16 protein-coding genes, 1 tRNA gene and 1 pseudogene are annotated in these 16,725 nt (G+C 71.6%); 4 read left to right on the forward strand and 14 right to left on the reverse strand.

Annotation, left to right across the window (positions count from 1 at the left end):
• Window positions 1-164: 164 nt before the first annotated feature.
• A tRNA-Tyr gene (locus tag GA0070561_RS18835) sits at window positions 165-248 on the reverse strand.
• 147 nt (window positions 249-395) lie between these two features.
• On the opposite strand from GA0070561_RS18835, the gene GA0070561_RS18840 reads away from it, so the two are divergent.
• On the forward strand, window positions 396-890 hold the full coding sequence (locus GA0070561_RS18840; RefSeq protein ID WP_091402478.1) for a YajQ family cyclic di-GMP-binding protein: 495 nt from the start codon (window positions 396-398) through the stop codon (window positions 888-890).
• A 244-nt stretch (window positions 891-1,134) separates the two neighbouring features.
• On the opposite strand, the gene GA0070561_RS18845 is transcribed toward GA0070561_RS18840, so the two are convergent.
• From GA0070561_RS18845 to GA0070561_RS18890, 10 genes are all read right to left on the reverse strand, one after another.
• Window positions 1,135-1,524: a hypothetical protein gene (locus GA0070561_RS18845; RefSeq protein WP_141710400.1), complete on the reverse strand. Its 390-nt coding sequence runs from the start codon at window positions 1,522-1,524 to the stop codon at window positions 1,135-1,137.
• Window positions 1,525-1,529: 5 nt separating this feature from the next.
• Window positions 1,530-2,078 (reverse strand): dihydrofolate reductase family protein, encoded by a 549-nt coding sequence (locus GA0070561_RS18850; RefSeq protein ID WP_091402484.1) that lies wholly within the window; start codon window positions 2,076-2,078, stop codon window positions 1,530-1,532.
• A 211-nt stretch (window positions 2,079-2,289) separates the two neighbouring features.
• Window positions 2,290-3,549 carry an MFS transporter gene (locus tag GA0070561_RS18855; protein WP_091402486.1) on the reverse strand — a complete coding sequence of 420 codons (1,260 nt, stop codon included), beginning with the start codon at window positions 3,547-3,549 and terminating at the stop codon, window positions 2,290-2,292.
• 147 nt (window positions 3,550-3,696) lie between these two features.
• The gene (htpX, locus tag GA0070561_RS18860) at window positions 3,697-4,572 is read right to left on the reverse strand and encodes a zinc metalloprotease HtpX (protein ID WP_091402489.1); all 876 of its coding nucleotides are present in this window, start codon (window positions 4,570-4,572) and stop codon (window positions 3,697-3,699) included.
• A 115-nt stretch (window positions 4,573-4,687) separates the two neighbouring features.
• On the reverse strand, window positions 4,688-6,187 hold the full coding sequence (locus tag GA0070561_RS18865; protein ID WP_091402491.1) for an NADH-quinone oxidoreductase subunit N: 1,500 nt from the start codon (window positions 6,185-6,187) through the stop codon (window positions 4,688-4,690).
• Between the two features lie 55 nt (window positions 6,188-6,242).
• Window positions 6,243-7,751, reverse strand: a complete 1,509-nt coding sequence (locus tag GA0070561_RS18870; RefSeq protein ID WP_091402494.1) for a complex I subunit 4 family protein — start codon at window positions 7,749-7,751, stop codon at window positions 6,243-6,245.
• 55 nt (window positions 7,752-7,806) lie between these two features.
• Entirely contained in the window at window positions 7,807-9,738 is a 1,932-nt protein-coding gene (locus tag GA0070561_RS18875; RefSeq protein WP_091402496.1) for an NADH-quinone oxidoreductase subunit 5 family protein, read from the reverse strand.
• Window positions 9,735-10,097, reverse strand: coding sequence for an NADH-quinone oxidoreductase subunit NuoK (nuoK, locus tag GA0070561_RS18880; RefSeq protein WP_091402497.1), 363 nt, complete (start codon window positions 10,095-10,097; stop codon window positions 9,735-9,737). Before nuoK ends, GA0070561_RS18875 begins: the two co-directional genes overlap by 4 nt.
• Window positions 10,094-10,654, reverse strand: coding sequence for an NADH-quinone oxidoreductase subunit J family protein (locus GA0070561_RS18885; protein ID WP_091402499.1), 561 nt, complete (start codon window positions 10,652-10,654; stop codon window positions 10,094-10,096). Before GA0070561_RS18885 ends, nuoK begins: the two co-directional genes overlap by 4 nt.
• Before the next feature lie 25 nt (window positions 10,655-10,679).
• On the reverse strand, window positions 10,680-11,276 hold the full coding sequence (locus GA0070561_RS18890; RefSeq protein WP_091402502.1) for a NuoI/complex I 23 kDa subunit family protein: 597 nt from the start codon (window positions 11,274-11,276) through the stop codon (window positions 10,680-10,682).
• Between the two features lie 99 nt (window positions 11,277-11,375).
• On the opposite strand from GA0070561_RS18890, the gene GA0070561_RS18895 reads away from it, so the two are divergent.
• The gene (locus GA0070561_RS18895; protein WP_091402505.1) at window positions 11,376-11,951 is read left to right on the forward strand and encodes a Uma2 family endonuclease; all 576 of its coding nucleotides are present in this window, start codon (window positions 11,376-11,378) and stop codon (window positions 11,949-11,951) included.
• Here GA0070561_RS18895 and GA0070561_RS18900 read toward each other — a convergent pair.
• Window positions 11,932-12,360 carry an ester cyclase gene (locus GA0070561_RS18900; RefSeq protein ID WP_091402509.1) on the reverse strand — a complete coding sequence of 143 codons (429 nt, stop codon included), beginning with the start codon at window positions 12,358-12,360 and terminating at the stop codon, window positions 11,932-11,934. The two genes, GA0070561_RS18895 and GA0070561_RS18900, sit on opposite strands and share 20 nt — an antisense overlap.
• A gap of 81 nt (window positions 12,361-12,441) precedes the next feature.
• On the opposite strand from GA0070561_RS18900, the gene GA0070561_RS18905 reads away from it, so the two are divergent.
• The gene (locus GA0070561_RS18905; RefSeq protein WP_091402512.1) at window positions 12,442-13,461 is read left to right on the forward strand and encodes a glutathione S-transferase family protein; all 1,020 of its coding nucleotides are present in this window, start codon (window positions 12,442-12,444) and stop codon (window positions 13,459-13,461) included.
• A gap of 169 nt (window positions 13,462-13,630) precedes the next feature.
• Here the strand turns inward: GA0070561_RS18905 and GA0070561_RS18910 are convergent, their stop codons facing one another.
• Together GA0070561_RS18910 and GA0070561_RS34295 are read right to left on the reverse strand one after the other, a co-directional pair.
• Window positions 13,631-14,593: a complex I subunit 1/NuoH family protein gene (locus GA0070561_RS18910; RefSeq protein WP_091402514.1), complete on the reverse strand. Its 963-nt coding sequence runs from the start codon at window positions 14,591-14,593 to the stop codon at window positions 13,631-13,633.
• 371 nt (window positions 14,594-14,964) lie between these two features.
• Window positions 14,965-15,561: pseudogene (locus tag GA0070561_RS34295) on the reverse strand (NADH-quinone oxidoreductase subunit C); the annotation flags it as partial.
• A gap of 105 nt (window positions 15,562-15,666) precedes the next feature.
• Here GA0070561_RS34295 and GA0070561_RS18920 point away from each other — a divergent pair.
• On the forward strand, window positions 15,667-16,713 hold the full coding sequence (locus GA0070561_RS18920) for a glucose 1-dehydrogenase (RefSeq protein WP_091402519.1): 1,047 nt from the start codon (window positions 15,667-15,669) through the stop codon (window positions 16,711-16,713).
• The last annotated feature ends 12 nt before the right edge of the window (window positions 16,714-16,725 follow it).

Here is a 16,725-nt window from a genome sequence, read left to right on the forward strand (position 1 = left end):
GCAGTCAGCCTTAGAAGCCCCAGGGAGGCCCCTCAGGGCAAGATCGACCTGCCCACCATCTGCCCACAACCAGTCGTCACGGGCTGGACTCAGCCAGACTCGGCTAGATCAACGACAATGGCCCCCGATCAGCATCTCTGCTGGTCAGGGGCCGTGTCTGCACCTGGTGGCGGGTAGAGGATTCGAACCTCTGAAGCTTTCGCGACGGATTTACAGTCCGCTCCCATTGGCCGCTCGGGCAACCCGCCAGGGCACCCCACCGCGTCGTAACGCGGCGGCGGAAGCAAGGATAGCGGCTCCCCCCGGCACCTACGCAACCGGGTACGGTCAGGGGGTCGTGCCGCTGGTCGGCGGCCGACGGCAGGCCCAGACCGCCGGACAGCAGGAGCAGAAACATGGCAGCGAACCCGTCGTTCGACATCGTGAGCAAGGTTGACCGGCAGGAGGTCGACAACGCCCTTCGGCAGGCGGAGAAGGAGCTTGCGACGCGGTTCGACTTCCGCGGCACCGGCGCTGAGATCTCCTGGTCTGGCGAGGAGGCGATCGGCCTTCAGGCGGAGACCGAGGAGCGCGTCCGCGCTGCACTGGACGTGTTCAAGGAGAAGCTCGTCAAGCGGAACATCTCGCTGAAGTCGCTGGATGCTGGGGAGCCGCGCCCGTCGGGCAAGATCTTCAAGATCGACTGCAAGGTGATCCAGGGCATCGAGACGGACAAGGCCAAGGCGATCAGCAAGAAGATCCGCGAAGAGGGCCCCAAGGGCGTGCAGGCGCAGATCCAGGGCGACCAGCTGCGGGTCACCGGCAAGAAGAGGGACGACCTCCAGGCGGTCATCTCGCTGCTCAAGGGCGAGGACTTCGGCGTCGCCCTCCAGTTCAACAACTACAGGTAGGGCAGATCCGGCCGGCTGGGCGATCGGGCCGACGGCATTCGGCCAGCTGGGCAGCCGTCATCCATCACTCACGACGGACCTCGGCGGCCCATCCGAGCCTGACTCAACCCACCCGGCCGGGGACGCCACCCGCCGAGTAGGCGTCAAGCCCACGCGAGCAGGCGTCAGGCCCACTGAAGCTGAGGAAGTCACCCGCCCGAGTCGGCGTCGACCCACCCAGGTCGGCGTCGACTCACCCCGCCGGTCAGGCTGACTCCGCACGGAGTCCGTCGACCACGAGTGCGTGGACAGAGCGCAGCACGGCGGCCTCCTGCTCGTGGCCCACGCTCCTGGCGACAGCGGCCCAGTGCGCGGCGCACTGGGCAGCCAGCTCCCATTGTCTGCGCGACAGCTTGACGGCGACTTCCTCGTCGTCGGTCGGCCAGTTCCCCGAGCCGGCGACGCCAGGGGTCCAGTGCGCGACCTGGTCCCATCCTGCTTCGCGGATGCCTGACCCTGTCTGCACGACCTGGTGAGGATCGCCGCTCTCCCCCGCAACGCTGACCTCGCTGTCGACCGCGCCATCCAGGTGGCGCCACTGGCGAGTGGTCATGCGCAAGCTGAAGGCTCGATCCGGGTCGTCGACGTGTTCCATGTGGCTCACCCCATCGGTACGCGGGCTCGGTAGACGACGCGGTACCAGTGCTCGGTCTCGCCGGGCAGCGACTCCAGCCGCACTTTGGTGCCGCCGGGGTGGTCGAACATGCGTACCCCGTCGCCGAGCAGCACCGGGGCGAAGAACATGAGGACCTCGTCGAGCAGCCCGGCCTCGATGCACTGCTTGGCGACGTTGGCGCCGAGGATGTTGACGTACCTGTCCCCGGCGGCCTCCTTGGCCTGGGCGACGGCGGTGTGCAGGTCACCGACGAACGTGACGTCCGCGGGTGGCTCGGCCGGTGGTCGGTGGGTGAGGACGAACACCGGCCCGTGGTACTGGCCGCCGAACGCGCCTTCGCTGTCGGTGCCACGGTTGGGGTCGTCGCCGCCGAATGTGCCGTTGCCGGCCAGGATCGCGCCGACGCTGTTGAGTAGGCGCTCCGCCGTCGGGTTGTCGCCGCCCAGGTGGTCGCTCAGCCACGACATGTCGCCGCCGGGGCCGGCGATGTAGCCGTCGAGCGACGCCGTCGCCGAATATAGAACCTTGGCCATGAACCCAGGGTAGGCGGCGGAACCCGGGTTCCTGGAAATCGGGGTGTCCGCCGCGCAGGGATACCCCGACCTCAAGGAACCCGAGTGGATCAATCCGACCGGAAGCCCGCGCGGATCAAGCCGACCTGAAGCCGCGCGGATCAAGCCGACACGAAGCCGCGCGGATCAGGCCGACAGCAAGCCGCAGGGGAGGCGGCCAGAAGACAGCAGGTCAGACGGGGACGGGGTCTTCGGCGCGTACCGCTGTGGTTTCCGCGCGGGCGATGGGCCCGGCGGGTAGTGCGGCGACCGCGGCCCCGACGGCGACCGCCGCCCCGGCGAACAGGAACGCCCAGCGGACGCCGCCGGCGTGGTCCACGATCACGCCGGCCACCGAGCCGCCGGCGGCGCTCGACGCCACCGCGACGGTGACCACCCAGGTGTACGCCTCGTTCAACATGCCGGTCGGGGCGATCCGGCCGACCAGGGTGTTCTCCAGGGTCAGCGCGGGCGCGATGGTGGCCCCGCCGACGACCAGCGCGACACCCAGCGCGAGCGGGGTGGGCATCACCGCGAACACGGCGAAGGTGGCGGCCAGCGCGGCGAGCAGCAGGGCGAACTGCCGGGTCATGTTCGGTGCGGGCTTGCGGACGCCGAACCAGAGCCCACCGATGGCGCTGCCGACGCCCCAGACCGCGAGCAGGACGCCGGCGAGGCTTTCCGGGTCGCCGGTGGCGTGGTCGCTCGCGAACGCCGGCACGATCACACCGGCGGCCCCGAACGCGATGCCCAGGCCGGCGACGCAGATAAGCAGGGCGGGGAAGCCGGGGACCCGGAGCGGGCCGAGCCCACGGGCGTGGTGTTCCTGCGGGTGCGGACGCCAGCCGCGCATGACCCGGCCGAGGGCCACGGCGGTCGTGCCGACCAGGGTGACCACGGCCGCACCGATCAGCGCGGCCGCCGCGTCGGCGACGAGGACGAAGCCTGCGACGAGCAGTGGGCCGAGGACGAAGACGATTTCGAACAGCGTGGTCTCGGCGGCCAGCGCGGTGTTGCGGAGGTGGTATCGGCCGGAGTTGGGGCCGGTCAGGTCGTTCCAGGCGCCTCGGATGGCGGCGCTGAGCGGCGGGTAGGTGGCGCCGGCCACGCCTGCGGTGAGGTAGATGACGGGGAGTGCGTCGTCGCCGGAGCGGCTGGCCAGCAGCAGCCCGATGAGCGCCAGCGGGTGGGCCACGGCGGTGAGCAGCAGGACGGGGCTGGGGCCGACCCGGTCGGCGATCCGTCCGGCCACCGGGCTGAGCGCGGCACCGGCGAGGGCGTAGATGCCGCCGGCGATGGCGGCCAGTGAGTAGCGCCCCGTCACCTGCTCGACGACCAGGAGCAGCGCCAGCGGGGTCATGCCGATTCCGAGCCGCCCGATGATGCCGGTGATCAGCAGCATGGGCGCGCCGGGGATCCGCCAGACACCCAGGTACTGACGCAGCGCGGTCACCGTGAACCTCCCGAGGATGTAATGAGCGTGAGCCGTTACGACCCTAACGCCGCCGCCGGACAGGAGGACAACGGAAATAGTCTCCGACACAGCGATCCGCCCGTACCCGGCGCGGCCGGGTACGGGCGGAGGCGGTGGATCAGCGGGTCAGCGCTGGAACTGCACCGGCCCCGAGTTGCGGGCCATCTGCTCCAGCCGGGCGACGCGGTCCTCCATCTTCGGGTGCGTGGAGAAGAGCGCTGCCATGCCGCCGCCCCGGAACGGGTTGGCGATCATGAGGTGGGCGGTGCTGGTGAGCTGGCCCTGGGCCGGCAACGGCCGACGTCGGGCCACCGCGTCGATCTTGCGGAGCGCGCTGGCCAGGGCCAGCGGGTCGCGGCTCAGCTCGGCGCCGGAGGCGTCCGCCTGGAACTCGCGGCTCCGGCTGATCGCCAACTGGATCACCGTGGCCGCGATCGGGCCCAGGATCAGGGTGAGCAGCAGCACAGCCGGGTTGGGTCGGTCCTCGTCGTCTCCGCCGCCCAGCGGGATGAAGAAGGCGAGGTTCGCCAGCAGGGTGATGATGCTGGCCAGACCGGCCGCCACGCTGGAGATCAGGATGTCCCGGTTGTAGACGTGGGACAGCTCGTGCCCGATCACGCCGCGCAGCTCGCGGTAGTCGAGGATCTCGGTGATGCCCTGCGTCACGCAGACGGCCGCGTGCTGCGGGTTACGACCGGTGGCGAACGCGTTGGGCTGCGAGGTGGGGCTGACGTAGAGCCGCGGCATCGGCTGCCGGGCGTCGGTGGCCAGCTCCCGGACCATCCGGTACAGCTCGGGGAACTGCGCCTCGGTGACCGGTTGCGCCCCCATCGAGCGCAGTGCGAGCTTGTCGGAGTAGAAGTAGGTGACGCCGTTCATGACCAGAGACACGACGACGGCGATGACCAGACCGCCGCTGCCGCCGAACCAGTAGCCCACCGCCAGGATCAGGGCGCTGAGCAGGCCGAGCAGCGCTGCGGTCTTCAGACGGTTGTGGTGCACGATGTCTCCTTCGGTGCACGGATCGCCGGGATCCGCTGACCGGTGTAACAACCCGGTACCCACCAACCATCCGTCTCAACGCTGAGAGTTGACTGAGACCGAAGCCCAGGTGGGGTCAGCGGCCGGCCAGGTCGAGCACCAGTTGCGGGGCGACGCCGAGCACCACGGCGGCCACCGTCGCCACCGCCAGCACCACCGCCACCACACCCCCCACGGGTACGCCCGACGCTCCGCCACCGGCGAGCGCCGCGGCCGGGCCGGGCGTCGTGGTCGGCGCCCAGAGCGCGGCGGTCACCCGCAGGTAGTAGGCGAGCCCGATCACGGCGTTCAGCGCCACCACCAGCGCCAGCCAGGCCGCGCCACCGTCCAGCAGCGCCCGAACCACCGTCACCTTCGCGAACAGGCCGGCCAGCCCCGGCGGCAGACCAGCCAGACCCACCAGCGCGAGACCGAACGCCGCAGCTCGCCACGGGTGCCGCCGGGCTGCCCCGCGCAGGTCGTCCAACGTGCCGCCGTCCGCACCCGCCGGCCGCAGCGCGGTCACTCCGGCGAACGCGGCCAGCTCCAACACCACGAAGAAGACGGCGTACGCCACGGCGGCCGCGTACGCGGCGGACCGTGCCTCGTCCGTGCGTCCCGCGGCCAGCGCCAACGCTCCCAGCGGGGCGAGAATGTATCCGGCCTGCGCGACGGACGACCAGGCGAGCAGCCGGACGGTCCGCCGCTGACGCAGGGCGACCAGGTTGCCGACGGTCATGGTGAGCACGGCGAGCAGGGCGAGCACCGGACCGGTCTGGTCCGCCGGCAGCGCCCGTTGCACCACGGCGAGCAGGGCGACCAGGCCGCCCAGCTTCGACGCCGTGGACAGGTACGCGGCCACCGGCAGCGGCGCGCCGTCGTAGGTGGCCGGCGCCCAGGCGTGGAACGGCACCGCCGCCACCTTGAAGGCCAGGCCGACCAGCAGCACCGCCACCGCGGCGGTGGTCAGCGGCAGGTCCCGCAGCTCCGGCTGCTCGGCGAGCAACGTGCCGAGCCGGTCCAGGTGCAGCCCACCGGTCACCGCGTACAGCAGTGCCGCGCCGAGCAGGGTCAGCGTGGTCGCCACAACACTGACCACGAAGAAGGTCACCGCCGCCTCGGCGCTCGCGAGGCTCCCCCGACGCAGGCCGACCAGCACGTACAGCGGCAGGGTCAGCGTCTCCAGGGCGACGATCAGCGTGATCAGGTCGCCGGCCGCGCCGAGCACCACGCCGCCGGTCATCGAGCAGGCCAACAGGAAGGCGTACTCCCCGACCGGTGACCGCCCGGCCCGCAGCGCGGGCACCGACAGCCCGAGCACGCCCACTGTGAGCAGCGCGACCACCACGGCGACCACTGTCGCGCGACCGCCGAAGATCCAGGAGCAGTCGGCGCCCACGCAGAACGTCCGCCGCTCGGCACCCGCCCCGACCAGCGCGGAGCCGACGGCGGTGCCGAGCGCGCCGAGCGCGGCCACCGCGATGGTGGCCCGTGGCCGGGCCACGAGCAGATCGGTGATGAGCACGAGTACGGCCGTGCCGGCGGCCAGGTAGGCCGGCAGCAGCGCGACGCTGTCCACGCTCTGCACGACGTTCATCTGAGCCTGCCTTCGTTCGCGACTGCGGGGCTCCGCTTCGCTGCACTCCTCGCGCTCACCGGGAAACCACACCGATCAGGGCGTCGACGGGGGCCTCGGCGACGCCGAGGACCAGCGTCGGTGCCAGCCCGATGGCCAACGCGAGCAGCACCAGCGGCACCCAGGCGGTCAACTCCGCACCGGCCAGGCCGGGGCCGACCTGACCGACGGCGGGGCTCGGCCGGTTGTGGGTGACCTGGCGCAGCAACCGCAGGAAGTACGCGGCGGTGAGCGCCCCACCGACCGCCGCCAGCACCCCGAGGGTGGTCCAGAGCGGGCCGCCCACCTGCACGGCGGCGATCACCGCGAACGCCTCACCCCAGAATCCGGCCAGCCCGGGCAGGCCCAGCGACGCGATCGCTGCGAACGCGAGTAGACCCGCCAACCGGGGCGCGGTCTCCCGCAGCCCGGACAGTTCGGCGAGGGTGCCCGTGCCGGTACGGTCCTTCACCGCCCCGGCCAGGAAGAACAGCAGGCCGGTGATCACACCGTGCGCGACGTTGCCGATCAACGCCGCCTGGATGCCGGTGGCGGTCAGCGTGGCGACGCCCAGCAGCACGAAGCCCATGTGCCCCACGCTGGAGTACGCGATGAGCCGCTTCACGTCCGACTGGGCCAGGCAGACCAGCGAACCGATCAGGATCGCGGCGACGGCCAGCACGCCGAGCACCGGCGCCGCCCAACGGGCGCCCTCCGGCGCCACCCCTACCGCGACCCTTATCAGGCCGTACGTACCCATCTTGAGCAGCACACCGGCCAACATGACACTGCCCACCGTGGGTGCCTGGGTGTGCGCGTCGGGAAGCCAGGAGTGCAACGGCCACAGCGGGCTCTTCACAGCGAACGCCAACGCGAGCAGTGTGAACGCGGCCAACTGGGTGCCCCGGGACATCCCCGCGCCACCGGTCAACGTCACCAGGTCGGCGGTGCCGGCGGCGGCGACCACGACGTACACGCCGACCAGCAGCAGCACCGAGCCGAACAGCGTGTAGAGGGCGAACTTCCGGGCCGCCCGACGCCGGTCCGCGCCACCCCAGCCGGCGATGATCGCGTACATGGGCAGCAGGACGACCTCGAAGAAGAGAAAGAACAACACCAGGTCCAGGGCGAGGAAGGTGCCCAGGATGCCCACCTCGACCACCAACAGCAGCGCGACAAGCGCCCGGCCGCTGCCGCCGTCCGGCACCCGCCACATCGTGTACGCGCAGCAGAGCAACGTGAGCAGCGCGGTCAACACCACCAGCGGCCAGGAGATGCCGTCGACGCCGAGGTGGAAGCGCAACTCCAGACCGGGCACCCAGGCCAGGTCCAGTTGGTGCCACGGACGCACCGCCGGCGCGTCCGCCGACCACGCGACCCAGCCCCGACCGCCGAACACCAGCGGCACCGCGGCCAGCAGGGTCAACGCCGCCGCGACCGTACCGACCAGCCGGGCCGCCCGGTCCCGGGGCGTCGCCGCCACCGCTACCGCACCCAGCGCCGGCACCGCCAGCACCGCGACCAGCAACCCCTGCCCAAACGTCATTGGACCGCCTCTGTTCGCGACTGCGGGGCTCGCAAACCCGGCTCACTCCTCGCGCTCACTGGTTGACTCCAACCAGGGCGGCGGCCAGGCCGATCAGCAGCGCGCCGGCCAGCACGCCGGCGGCGGCCCGGGGCAGCGCCGCGCGGTGCAGCGCGGCCAGCCCCGCGCCAAGACCGGACGCGGCTCGCCCACTGCCCTCGACGGCGCCGTCCACCACCACCTCGTCACTCGTCCGCGCGGAGCGGGCCAGCGCGCGGACGGGGCGTACCACGAGGGTGTGCTGGACGTCGTCGAGCCGGAACGCGCGGGCGAAGACCGGCCGCAGCGGACCCAGCGCCGCAGCCGGGTCGGCGGCCGGGTCGCGGCGCCAGCCCAGCGTCACCAGCGCGGCGCCGAGCAGCAGGAACGCGAGCGGCAGCAGCACCCCCGACCCCAGGTGGACCAGGCCGTCCTCGGAGCCCGCCACCGGGACGGTGGGGAACCGCAGGCGGTCGGCGAACGCCCCGACGAACCCGGCCAGACCGAGCAGCGCGGCCGGCACGGCCAGCAGCAGCACCGGCCAGCGCAGGACGGCCGGCGGGTCGTGCGGATGGACCAGGGGCAGGCGCGGGGTGCCGAAGAAGGCGCGCAGCAGCAGCCGACCTGCGTACCAGGCGGTGATCGCCACGCCGACCAGGCCGGCGATCCAGACGATCCAGCCCACCCAGGACGGGGCCGGGCCGGTACCCTCCAGCGCGGCCGACTCGGCGACCGTCAGTACGCCGTCCTTGCTCCAGAAACCGGCGAACGGCGGCACCCCGGCCAGCGCGCCCAGGCCCACCACCGTGCACCAGAACGTCACCGGCATGCTGCGCCGCAGCCCGCCCATCTCCGACATGAGGGTGGTGCCGACGGCGTGGATCACCGCGCCGGCGGCGAGGAACAGCAGCGCCTTGAAGGCGGCATGGGTGAGCAGGTGGAACAGCGCGGCCGAGGGTGAACCGACAGCCAGCGCGCCGGTCATGTAACCCAGTTGGGACACGGTCGACCAGGCCAGCACGCGTTTGATGTCGTCCTGGGCGGTGGCGGCGAGCGCGCCGAGCAGCAGCGTGATCGCACCGAGCACGCCCAGCACGGTCAGCGTCACCGGCGCGGCAGTGAACAGCGGGTAGAGCCGGGCCACCGCGTACACCCCGGCGGCGACCATCGTCGCGGCGTGGATCAGCGCGGAGATCGGGGTCGGACCGGCCATCGCGTCCGGCAGCCAGGTGTGCAGGGGGAACTGCGCGCTCTTGCCGGCCACACCGGCGAGCAGCAGCAGGCCCGCGGCGGTCAACGTCGCGCCGGAGTGGTCGTGGGCGAGCACGTCGGCGATCCGGAAGCTGCCCGTCGACACGCCCAGCAGCGCGATGCCGAGCAGGAACCCGACGTCACCGACCCGGGTCACCAGGAACGCCTTCATGGCGGCGGCGGGGGCGCCGGCCAGTCGGCGGTCGTGGGCGATCAGGAGGTACGAGCAGAGGCCCATCACCTCCCAGCCGACCAACAGCATGATCAGGTCGCCGGCGACCACCACCAGCAGCATGGCACCGGTGAAGAGGCTGATCTGGGCGGCGTAGGGCGGGTAGCGGTGGTCCACGTCGACGTCGTCGTGCGGACCGCGCCGCAGATAGCCGATCGAGTAGACCTGCACGGCCAGGGCGACAGCGGTGACCGCCACCGCGACAAGCGCGGCGGCGCCGTCCAGCCGTACGCCGAGGGTCACCGCCAGCCCGCCGAAGTCGACCCAGGTGGCCGACGTCTCCGTCGGCCCGTCGACAGTGAGCAGCAGCGCGACCGCCAGCGCCAGCGCACCGGCCGCACCGACGACGCCGAGCGTCACGGCGGCCGTCCGGGCCCGGTCACCGCCGGTCGCACTGGTGCGCCGAGGGGCCGGTGGCAGCAGCAGACCGAGCAGCCCGGCGACCAGCGGTACGGCGGGCAGCAGCGCCCCGAGCAGCCCGGTCACCGGCCCGTCTCCGAGTTCATGACGGCCGGCTCGCGCCCACCGACGGGATCCGGCGACTCGGTCAGCGGCACGTCATCCACGGCGACTGTCGCCCGCAGCCGGTAGAGCTGAAGGACGATCGCCAGCCCCACCCCGATCTCGGCGGCGGCGAGGACGATGACGAACAGCGCGAAGACCTGCCCCGAGTGCGGGAGCACGGCGCGGGCGGTGGTGTCGGCGGTGACCAGGATCAGGTTGACCGCGTTGAGCATCAACTCGACCGACATCAGCACCAGCACCGCGTTGCGGCGGCGCAGTACGCCGTACACGCCGAGGCCGAACAGCAGCGCGGCGGTGACGTACGGGATGACCGGCCTCACCGGCGCCCCCCGGTCTCGCTGTCGACCAGGTCGCCGGCCGTGCGGCCACGTTGCGGGGCGGCTCGGCCGATGTCCGGGCGGGACAGCACGATCGCGCCGACCAGCGCGGAGAGCAGCAGCACCGAGAGCACCTCGAACGGCAGCACCCAGGATTGGAAGATCTGCTCACCCAGCCGCTCGGCGGTGCCGGCGCTGGGCAGCGTGACGGTGCTCCAGCGGTACGCGTCGACCAGCAGGGCGGTCAGCCCCAGCCCGGCGCCGCCACCGATCAGCGCGGCCGGCCAGCCGGGCCGGTCCAGGTCGTCGGAGGCGCCGATCGGGGCCCGGGTCAGCATCACCGCGAACAGCAACAGGACCACCACCGCGCCCACGTAGATCAACACCTGCACCCAGGCCACCAGCTCGGCGCTGAGCACCAGGAAGTCACCGGCCAACGCGCCCAGGCACACCACCAGGTAGAGCCCGGCCCGGACCAGATGTTTCGTGGTCACCACCAGCACGCCGGCACCGACCGCCACCGCACCGAGGGCGAGCAGCAGCACGTCCGCGCCGGTCACCGGGGCGCCCTTCCGGCTCGGGCGCTCACGACGCCGGGTCCTGGTCGGCGTCGGGGCGTACCACTGGCGGAGAGGGACGTGCGGCCGCCGCCTTGCGCGCGGCGGAGGTCTCCTCCTTGGCCGGCTCGCCGTTCGGGTCGTGCGCGGGCGGCGGCGGAACGGTGGCCATCCACTGACCCAGGTGGTCCTTGTCGTGCAGCAGGTCCTTGATGTCGTACTCGGCGTACTCGAACTCCGGCGACCAGTAGAGCGCGTCGAACGGGCAGACCTCGATGCAGATGCCGCAGTACATGCAGAGCGAGAAGTCGATGTCGAACTTGTCGAGCACGTTGCGCTGGCGGGGGCGGGCGGCGCCGGGCACCACCACCTCCTCCTTGTGCGAGTCGATGTAGATGCACCAGTCCGGACACTCACGGGCGCAGAGCATGCAGACCGTGCAGTTCTCCTCGGACAGGGCGATCACGCCGCGCGAGCGGGGCGGCAGGTCGGGAGCCGTGTCCGGGTACTGCTGGGTGGTCGAACGGCTGGTCATCGTCTTGAGGGTGACCGCCAGCCCCTTCACCAGGCCCGCGCCGGGAAGGCCGCGTCCGCTGGTGTCACCGCGCTCGCCGGGGTCGCTCATGTCGACCATCCTGCCCTGTGGCCACGGCGCGCGCGACCACCACCCACAGGTCGACGACCCTAGGGTGTACCCGGGAAGCACGAACCGCCCGGAGGATCGATGACGACCGAACTGGAAACGTTTTGCACTCCGGAGGGCGGCTGGACTACCGGGGATCTCGACAGACTCCCCGACGACAATCGCCGCCGCGAACTGCTCGACGGCATTTTGCTCATGCCGCCGCCTCCTCGAACCTCGCACCAGCAGGTCACGGCACGTCTCATGGCAGCGCTCGATGACATGTCATCCGACGGGTACGTCGCCGTCCACGGTGTGGAGGTGCGGGTGAGCAACAGCCGGACGTTCGTGCCCGACGGCGTGGTCCTCCGAGTCACCGGCGACGACGACGGGCACCGGCACTGGTTCACCCCGAGCGAGGTCGTGATCGCCGTCGAGGTCGTCGGCAAGGGCACCGAGACGATCGACCGGGTGTTGAAGCCGGCGCTGTACGCCCAGGCCGGCATCCCCTTCTACTGGCGGATCGAGACCGAAGGCGCGCTGGAGGTCGTGACCTACCGGATCGACGCGGTGAACGAGGTCTACACCGAGACCGGGCGGTGGACGAAGTTCGTCGACACCGGCGAGCCCTTTCCGATCAATCTGCCGATCAGCCGGATCACGCCCCGGGTCCGCTGACGACGGCCGGTGGGAGCATCTCGACGCCGAGTTGTTGCAGCAACTGGAACAGCTCGTTGCAGCTCCACACCTCGACGATCCGGCCCGTGGCGTCGAAACGCAGGAACGTCGCCCCCGAGTAGCTGACCACCTGCCCGGTCGGCGGCACCGGCCCGAACTGCCCGGCGTGGGTGCCGGCGGCCCGCCAGTGCACGGCCACCCGCTCGCCGGCCGCGACCACGTCGACGATCTTGTAGCGGAGGTCCGGGAAGGCCGCCCGGCGCTCACGATGCCAGGCCAACGTCGCCTCCGGCCCGGTGCCGCCCAGCCCCGGGCACTCCTCGGCGACCAGCTCGTACGCCGACTCCTCCTGGCGGGCATTCCACACATCCGCGATGAACCGCCGGGCCGCCGCCTCCACATCCGTCATGCCGGCAGGGTATCCGGGACCACGGTGCGCCGTAGATCCGCGAGGATTGGGTAGAGACACTGACCAGACCGGGAGGGCGACGTGGGCGAGGAAAAAGGCGGCAAGTACGTCGAGCCGGGCGGCGAGTTCACCCGCGACCAGCGGTACATCGCCACCCGGATCACCGAGGACGGGCGCGACGGCTATCCGGTCGAGCCGGGCCGGTACCGGCTGGCGGTCAGCCGGGCCTGCCCGTGGGCCAACCGACTGATCATCGTGCGGCGGCTGCTCGGTCTGGAGGACGCCCTCTCGATGGCGGTGGCCGGCCCGACCCACGACGCCCGGAGCTGGACCTTCGACCTCGACCCGGACGGCCGGGACCCGGTGCTCGGCATCGAGCGCATCCAGGAGGCCTACTTCAAGCGCTTCCCCGGCTACGAGCGCGGCATCACCGTGCCGGCAATCGTGGACGTGCCGACCGGGCAGGTGGTGACCAACGACTACGCGCAGATGAGCCTGGACCTGTCCACGCAGTGGAGGGCGTACCACCGCGAGGGCGCCCCGCAGCTCTACCCCGAGCACCTGCGGGAGCAGATCGACGAGGTCAACGCGGTGGTGTTCCGGGACGTGAACAACGGCGTCTACCGGTGCGGGTTCGCGGGCAGCCAGGAGGCGTACGACAAGGCGTACCACCGGCTCTTCGACCGGCTGGACTGGCTCACCGAGCGGTTGACCGACCAGCGTTACCTGGTGGGTGACACCATCACCGAGGCCGACGTGCGGCTGTTCACCACGCTGGTCCGCTTCGATCCGGTCTACCACGGCCACTTCAAGTGCAACCGGCAGAAGCTGAGTGAGATGCCGGTGCTGTGGGCGTACGCCCGGGACCTGTTCCAGACTCCGGGTTTCGGCGACACCATCGACTTCGACCACATCAAGCGGCACTACTACGAGGTGCACCGCGACATCAACCCGACCGGGATCGTTCCGCTCGGCCCCGACCTGTCCAACTGGCTCACGCCACATGGTCGGGAAACGCTCGGTGGTCGTCCCTTCGGCGACGGCACCCCGCCCCCACCCCCCGCCGAGCCGGTGGACCCCGCACACACCCCGCTGCGCTGACCGGGGCACCCACCCACCGCAAGATCGTTGCGCCGAGCGAGGCGCTGACCCGCCGCAAGATCGTGCTCGATCCTGGATTCAGGGGCCTCCCAGATCATCGAGACCACTACAACCAGGATCGAGCACGATCATGCGAAGTTCCTCACCGCGCGATGCGCGGTCACGGGTTCTACAGGGCGATGCGGACGGCTGCGGTGAGGACCAGTTGGGCCAGGGAGGCGGGTACGAGGACCAGCCAGCAGAGGCGTTGGAGTTGGTCCTCGCGTAGCCGGGGGTAGGAAACCCGGAGCCAGATGATCACGAAGGACACCGCGAAGATCTTGAGCAGCGTCCAGAGCCAGCCCAACTGGTCGTCGGCGAACGGGCCCTGCCAACCACCCAGGAACAGCACAGTGGTCAGCGCGGCGATCACCACGATGCCGACGTACTCGGCGAGCAGGAAGAACGCGAACCGCAGACCGGTGTACTCGGTCATGTAGCCGAAGACCAGCTCCGAGTCGGCCACCGGCATGTCGAACGGTGGCCGACGAATCTCGGCCAGCCCGGCGACGAAAAAGATGATCATCGCGGGTGCCTGCCAGAGCAGCCACCACGGCTGCCACGCCTCGACGATGCCCGACAGGCTGAGCGTGCCGGCCGCCATCGCCACCGACGCGGCGGCCAGCACCAGCGGCAGCTCGTAACCGAGCAACTGGGCCGCCCCGCGCAACCCGCCCAGCAGGCTGTACTTGTTGGCCGACGCCCACGCCGACATCAGCACCGCCACCACCCCGACGCCGACCACTGCCAGCACGAAGAAGAGGCCGATGTCCAACGGTTGCCCGACCAGGTCGTTCGGGCCGAGCGGAATGACGAGCAACACCAGCAGGTAGGGCACCAGGGCCACCGCCGGCGCCAACCGGAACACCGCCCGGTCCGCCTCGCGTGGGGTGATGTCCTCCTTCTGCACGAACTTGACCCCGTCGGCCACGAGCTGCGCCCAGCCGTGGAAGCCGCCCGCGTACATCGGGCCGAGCCGGCCCTGCATGTGCGCCATCACCTTGTGCTCGGCCTGGCCGACAAGCAACGGCAGGGTGAGGAACGCGACCACCACGCCGCCGATCCGGATCACCAACTCCACCCAGAGCGGCATCAGGCCGTACCCCCGTCGTGGTCGCTCCGGCCATCGCGGCCCGGCGGGTCCACGATCGGCTCGCCACCCGACGCGGCCGAGCCCTCGGCGGGCTTGTCTGATGCGGCCGCGCCGGGCGCGGGCTGGTCGGCCGAGCCAACGCCGGGCACGGTCTCGGCAGCCGGGCCGGCGTTGGGCTTGTCAGGTGCGGCCGCGCCGGGCGCGGGCTGGTCGGCCGAGCCTGCGCCGGGCGCGGGCTCGGCGGCCGGAGCCGGGCCGTCGGTGGCGCCGGCCGGCCGGGGAGTACGCGCCGGACGGGCCCCGGGGGCGGGCCGTGCCGGACGCTCACGGGCCGGTCTGGCCGGGGTGCCACCACGCGGGCCCTCCCCCACCCCACCGGCGCCGGCCGGGGTTGGCGTGGGCCCCCACTCGCCCGGAGCGGGAACGCCCGGCGGGCGGATCGGTCGGCGCCCGCCGCCGGCCTCGGACTCGCCCGGCTCCTTCGCACCCGGCCAGGGCTTCGCCACCCGGGAAGCCAGTACGAACTCCTTGCGCAGCGGGTGACCCTCGAACTCCGGCGGCAGCAGCAGCGGCAGCAGCTCACCATGCCCGGCGAAGTCGATGCCGAACATCTCGTGCGTCTCCCGCTCATGCCAGGCGGCACCGGGGTAGACGTCGACCACCGAGGCGACAGTGGGCGCGCCGCGCGGCAACCGGGTACGCAGCAGCACGCCGTGGCGCAGTCGCGTCGACCAGAGGTGCGCCACCACGTCGAAGCCCTCGGTCAACTCGTCGACGGCGGAGAGCCAGTCGAAGAAGTCGCAGGCCAGCTCGGCGTCGTCACGGGCCGCGGAAATCGCGGTCAGCCAACTCGCGGGAGGCACATCGACTGTGGCCCGGGCGAAACGTTGCCCGCCGGAGACCGACGGGGTCGCCTCGACCGGCGCGAGCAGCGCGACCAGTCGAGCGCCGACCTCTTCGGGAGTCATGCCGCTGATCCTAGTGCCGGCCGGGCCCGCACCTGGCCGCCGCCGATGCCCAGCGATCTGCCGGCTTTGGGCGCGGCGCACGCCTCGGCGGGGAAAGATGAGGGTGTGCGCGCTGTGACAGTGAGACCAGGGGTCGCCAATTCGCTGAACCTCGTCGAGGATCAGCCGGAGCCGGCTGCCGAGGAGGGCTCTGTCCTGGTCGAGGCCCTGGCGGTGGGGATCTGCGGCACCGACCACGAGATCATCGCCGGGGAGTACGGCGAGGCGCCGCCGGGTGCCGACCGCCTGGTCATCGGGCACGAGTCACTGGGCCGGGTGATCGAGGACCCGAGCGGCACCCTGCAACCTGGCGACCTGGTGGCCGGGATCGTCAGGCATCCCGATCCGGTGCCCTGCCCGAACTGCGCGGTCGGCGAGTGGGACATGTGCCGCAACGGCCAGTACACCGAACACGGCATCAAGGGACTGGCCGGGTTCGCCCGCGACCGCTGGCGGGTCGAGCCGCAGTTCGCTGTCGCGCTCGACCCGACGCTGGCCCAGGTCGGCGTGCTGCTGGAGCCGACCAGTGTGGTGGCGAAGGCCTGGGACCACATCGAGCGGATCGGGCACCGGGCCGAGTGGCAGCCGCAGACCGTCCTGGTGACCGGGGCCGGGCCGATCGGTCTGCTGGCCGCGTTGCTCGGCACCCAGCGTGGGCTCACCGTCCACGTGCTGGACCGGAACACCGAGGGGCCGAAGCCGGAGCTGGTCGCCGGGCTCGGTGCCACCTACCACACGGTGCCGGTCAACGATCTGCCCTTCGAACCGGACGTGGTGATCGAGTGCACCGGCGCTCCCACTGTGGTCCTCGACGTCATGTGCAAGGCGGCCCCGACCGGGATCGTCTGCCTGGCCGGGGTGTCCAGCGGTGGCCGGACCATCGACTTCGACGCCGGGGCGCTCAACCGGGCGCTGGTGCTGGAGAACAACGTGGTGTTCGGCTCGGTGAACGCCAACCGGCGGCACTGGACCTTGGCTGCGGAGGCGCTCGCCCGCGCCGACCAGATCTGGCTCGAGTCGCTGATCACCCGCCGGGTGCCGGTGAACCGGTACGCCGACGCGTACACCCCCGGGCCGGACGACATCAAGGTGGTGCTGGAGTTCGCGTCCTGAGCGACGCCCCGC

The organism is Micromonospora saelicesensis (assembly GCF_900091575.1).
GTDB lineage: Bacteria > Actinomycetota > Actinomycetes > Mycobacteriales > Micromonosporaceae > Micromonospora > Micromonospora saelicesensis.

What these genes read in the sequence shown, in the direction of transcription:
- GA0070561_RS18840 (WP_091402478.1), top strand. Translation starts at nt 396, where the DNA reads ATGGCAGCGAACCCGTCGTTCGACATCGTGAGCAAGGTTGACCGGCAG.
- GA0070561_RS18845 (WP_141710400.1), bottom strand. Translation starts at nt 1,524, where the DNA reads ATGGAACACGTCGACGACCCGGATCGAGCCTTCAGCTTGCGCATGACC.
- GA0070561_RS18850 (WP_091402484.1), bottom strand. Translation starts at nt 2,078, where the DNA reads ATGGCCAAGGTTCTATATTCGGCGACGGCGTCGCTCGACGGCTACATC.
- GA0070561_RS18865 (WP_091402491.1), bottom strand. Translation starts at nt 6,187, where the DNA reads ATGAACGTCGTGCAGAGCGTGGACAGCGTCGCGCTGCTGCCGGCCTAC.
- GA0070561_RS18870 (WP_091402494.1), bottom strand. Translation starts at nt 7,751, where the DNA reads ATGACGTTTGGGCAGGGGTTGCTGGTCGCGGTGCTGGCGGTGCCGGCG.
- GA0070561_RS18890 (WP_091402502.1), bottom strand. Translation starts at nt 11,276, where the DNA reads ATGAGCGACCCCGGCGAGCGCGGTGACACCAGCGGACGCGGCCTTCCC.
- GA0070561_RS18895 (WP_091402505.1), top strand. Translation starts at nt 11,376, where the DNA reads ATGACGACCGAACTGGAAACGTTTTGCACTCCGGAGGGCGGCTGGACT.
- GA0070561_RS18900 (WP_091402509.1), bottom strand. Translation starts at nt 12,360, where the DNA reads ATGACGGATGTGGAGGCGGCGGCCCGGCGGTTCATCGCGGATGTGTGG.
- GA0070561_RS18910 (WP_091402514.1), bottom strand. Translation starts at nt 14,593, where the DNA reads ATGCCGCTCTGGGTGGAGTTGGTGATCCGGATCGGCGGCGTGGTGGTC.